Source organism: Mucilaginibacter sp. P5_A4 (assembly GCF_056400605.1).
This window is the reverse complement of sequence record NZ_JBFUKX010000102.1, coordinates 1-4,342: the sequence shown is the minus strand read 5'-3', so window position 1 is coordinate 4,342 and position 4,342 is coordinate 1. Positions and strand designations below refer to the sequence as shown.

The 4,342-nt window shown below is 42.6% G+C and carries 2 protein-coding genes; both read right to left on the bottom strand.

The genetic code is table 11. From position 1 onward, the window contains the following. Positions 1 to 397: 397 nt before the first annotated feature. Positions 398 to 2,812: a beta-galactosidase GalB gene (gene galB / locus AC1DQW_RS27190; RefSeq protein ID WP_477456929.1), complete on the bottom strand. Its 2,415-nt coding sequence runs from the start codon at positions 2,810 to 2,812 to the stop codon at positions 398 to 400. Positions 2,813 to 2,955: 143 nt separating this feature from the next. Continuing rightward, positions 2,956 to 4,017, bottom strand: coding sequence for an IS110 family RNA-guided transposase (locus AC1DQW_RS27185; RefSeq protein ID WP_477456928.1), 1,062 nt, complete (start codon positions 4,015 to 4,017; stop codon positions 2,956 to 2,958). Between the last annotated feature and the right edge of the window lie 325 nt (positions 4,018 to 4,342).

Here is a 4,342-nt window from a genome sequence, read left to right as displayed (position 1 = left end):
GTTCAAAGAAGACTATTAGAATTGATCTATACTTTGTGGACCACGAATAAGCCTTACAATGAAAACCACGTACATCAATCTGTTCAAAATGCTCAGGCCACATAAATGGGTTAGGGCAGCCATCAACGATGAACTGCCCTAAACAGGCTGGCATAAAGCCGCCTTAATAAAACAAAATTAAAAATTATTTGATAATTAACACAGAATCTCTCTCCGCTTCGCGCATAGAGGGGCAAAAAAGTTAAAAAAACCTCCTCAACCCTCTTTGCGGCGCAGCCGGAGAGAGGGTGGCCCAGCGCAGCGGCGGTCGGGTGAGTCGTAGCCAGCGTTCAACCGAATGTTTGTGTAAACCCCAACTTATCATCGGAACTGGTTTGTCCATGGTATCCTGCCGGTTTTAACGATCACTTTGTATAGTAAGCTGCGCCGCCTGCAAACCATCGGCTGCTGCGGTTATATTAATTTTACCAGCATTTGATTTCGATTGAATAATAGCCAGCCCCAGCCCATTAAATACCCGGTGCTGATTGGAAACAAAGGGATCAAGGTCTGTTTGCGAGCCATTATCAACCGCTTTTAAGATCCCCTGCCCCCCTACTTTAAATTTAACGAGCTGACCGGCATCCGGCACCGGGACATTATTTTTATCCAGTATGGTAACGGTAATATATGAAAGGTCTTTACCATCAGCTTTAATATGGCTCCTGTCGGCTTTAAGCTGGATGCGATATGGCTCGCCTGCCGTAACAACCTGGGTGCTCATAATGACCTTGCCATTTTTACGCGAAACCGCTTTCAAAGTGCCGGATTCATATTTAACCCGCCACATTACATGCAGGTCATCACCTGTTTTCCTGCGGATGCCTAATGATTTGCCGTTTAAATAAGCCTCCACTTCATCGGCATTATTATAATAGGCCCAAACATCAATAGTTTGACCGGGCTTCCAGTTCCAATGGGGCAACAGGTGCAACACTGGCTTAGTTGTCCATTCGCTTTGGTACATATAATAAACATCCTTGGGGAAGCCAGCCAGGTCAACTATACCAAAGTATGAGCTGCGTGCTGGCCACAAGTACGGGGTAGGTTCGCCGATATAATCAAATCCTGTCCACACAAATAATCCCGAAAGGAAATCGTATTTCTTGATGATCTTCCAGGTTTCTTCATGTGTTGAACCCCAGTAGGCAGACACATTATCATAAGCCGATACCGTAAAATCGGGATTGCCATCTTTCAAAGGTGTTTTGCCATCCTTTGGCCAGCGCCTTATGCTATCCGAGGGCATATCATAATGCCCGCGGGTAGCTAATGCCGACATGTTTTCGGTACCGATAAACTTTTGGCCGGGATAATTCTTTTGAAAATTGGCGTACACTTCCTGGTGATAATTTAAGCCTACCAAATCGAGCGCGCCGGATTGATAGATGAAATTCTTTTTCGGATCAGCCTCGCTCAATGCCGATGTAACCGGCCTGGTTGTATCCAGCTGCTTCACTATGCCAACCAATTCGCGACTGATATTGATGCCGGTACTGTCAAATTGTTCCCGTATCTCGTTACCAATGCTCCAGGCAAAAATCGACGGGTGGTTACGGTCACGCAACACCTGGTCCTGCAGGTCCTTTACATGCCATTTATCCCAATCCTGGTGATAATCATACTTGCTTTTCTTTTTTCGCCACATATCAAAAGCTTCATCCATCACCAAAAATCCCATCCTGTCGCACAGATCAAGAAATTCAGGTGCAGGGGCGTTGTGCGATGTACGGATGGCGTTACAGCCCATGGCTTTCAGTATTTGCAGCTGGCGCTCCATAGCCCTTACATTTACAGCCGTACCCAAAGCGCCCTGGTCATGGTGCAGGCAAACGCCTTTTATTTTCATAGGCTCGCCGTTTAAAGTAAAGCCTTTATCGGCATCAAAGTTAAAACAACGAATCCCCGTGTAAATTGACTGGTCATCAAACACTTTGCCATTCTGCAGCACTTTTATTACCACCTTATACAGGTATGGCCTCGCTACCGACCAAAGCTTCGGTTTGCTTACTTCCAAAGTTTGATGAACAGCAGTCGAAGTGTCTCCGGTATTTTTTACAGGGGATGTTTGGGAAACAACAACTTTACCTTCGGCATTATAAATGGTAGTTTGCAGGCTTAATTTGTTGTTTGCCGATGGCTGATGTACACCGATCTCCAAAGCCACTTCGGCGACTTTATCATTTACTTTAGGTGTTGTTATAAAAGTCCCCCAGTTTGTAAGGTAAGTTTTAGCCGTAGTAACCAGCCACACATTACGGTAAATCCCCGAGCCTGTATACCAGCGGGAATTAGGCTGATCGGAATTATCCACACGTACCGCGATCACATTTTTTTTGTTGCCAAAGTTGAGGTACGGCGTAATATCATACCTGAAAGAGATATATCCATTTGGACGTTTGCCCAGGTAATGCCCGTTTACCCAAACCTCGCTGTTGTGGTAAACACCATCAAAATCAATAAATACATTTTTGTTTTGGGCTGATAAAGGCAGGGTAAAACGCTTACGGTACCAGCCAATGCCCGCGGGTAAACCGCCCTCGGCCTGTGTAGTCGGGTTTTTCTGATCAAAACGGCCTTCTATGCTCCAGTCGTGCGGCAGATCCAGGCTGCGCCATTGTGCATCACCAAAAGTGTTATTCTTGGCCTGTGGCTCATCGCCTAAAAAAAACTTCCAGCCGGTATTAAAACTTTCTGTTTTACGCGCGCTTTGGGCATTGGCCGCAACGGCACTGGTTAATAAAGTAATGAGCAAAAAATAATGGTATCGCATAATTTGAGTTTATAGATCAGTTTTACCCCCCGTCATTGCGAGATTCTGTGTTGATATGCAAGTAATCCTTATGATTTATTTTATATTTGATTTTTAAGGCGGCTTTTATGTTAGCCTGTTTAGGGCAGCCCTTAGGGGTTGCTCTAATTATTTATACACGCTTCTTGTAATTCTTGTTTCTCCTGTTGTTGATTTTGTAAGTATTCCGCCTGGTATGGTTTCTTAGTTTTGTATATTGTATAGGCCATTTCCAGTAACTTTCTTTGCACCGCTACAGTGGCTTTCATTTTTATGCCATTTCTAGTTACGATCCTTGTAAATACTGCTTTATACCGCTCTGAATGCCTTATTGCTGCCAAAGCGGGCATGTGCATGGCTTTTCTCAAATGCCTGTTTCCTCTCTTTGATATTCTTGGTTTTCCTTTAACCGATGTGCCCGATTCTTTTTCTTTGACGTCAAAACCCGCATAACTGGAAAGTTGCGATGTGCTCCTGATCAATTCAAAGCCGTTTGTTTCAGCCATAATTACTGCAGAAGTTAATACACCTATTCCAGGAATGGTGGTCATAAGTGCTACCGCCTGATTTAATTCCACATCATTTTTTATTGACCCATTTATTTCATTCATTGTTTCTTTAAGTTGGGTATTGACCAGTTTTATACGATCCTTTATTCTTATTATTGTTTTTACACTGGGATATGCTTCTGTCTCTTCGGCGTGTAAGTGATTTTTCAGCATGGTTCTTTCCACTATGATCTGATCTCTTTCACGGGTTATTTGTCTTAACTCCCTGAATATCTTTTGAGGTGGTACCCAGTTATTCAGCTTCTTCTCCAACCCAAACAAGGCTATTGCTTCGGACATAGACTTATCCGTTACGGTCTTGATTTCTAATGTCTTAAAGAAGTTGGTAATCTTGTTAGGCATTACTATACTTACGGAATATGTTTTATTAGATAGAAAATACGCTAATGCTTCATGATAAACACCGGTCGCTTCCATAACATATCTTAATGGCGACTCCTCAATGGTTTGTTTCTTAACCCATAATATCAAAGCCATAAACCCTTTTTCTGTATTGAAGAAAGTTTTATAAGCATAAATACTGGTTGTTGCCTCATCGTTCATATTGCCTAAGGACACCACGAGTTCTTTCCGGGCTACATCAATACCCACTACCTGTTTTAATAGTCTTTTCGTCATAGATAATTGTTCTTATAATTCTACAAGTGAAAACCTTCCTCCGTTTTTCCTCCTGTTGGCTATCCTGGATATACTGCTATGCCGTATTCCTTACATTCTGTTCAAACTCAAGAAAATAAAAAGAATGAGGCTGTATCTCGCAAACAATATGCTTATAGCTATTTAGGCACGACGTGCTCTCATCCTTTTTCACTCATAAAATGTATGTAAAGAATGTTTTAATATCTCCTAAACAAGATATAATACATTTTTTAATTTCAACTGTAAACATAGGAGGTACGAAGCAATCCCCAACTGTAAACATAGGAGGTACGAAGCAATCCCC

What these genes read in the sequence shown, in the direction of transcription:
- galB (WP_477456929.1), bottom strand. Translation starts at nt 2,812, where the DNA reads ATGCGATACCATTATTTTTTGCTCATTACTTTATTAACCAGTGCCGTT.
- AC1DQW_RS27185 (WP_477456928.1), bottom strand. Translation starts at nt 4,017, where the DNA reads ATGACGAAAAGACTATTAAAACAGGTAGTGGGTATTGATGTAGCCCGG.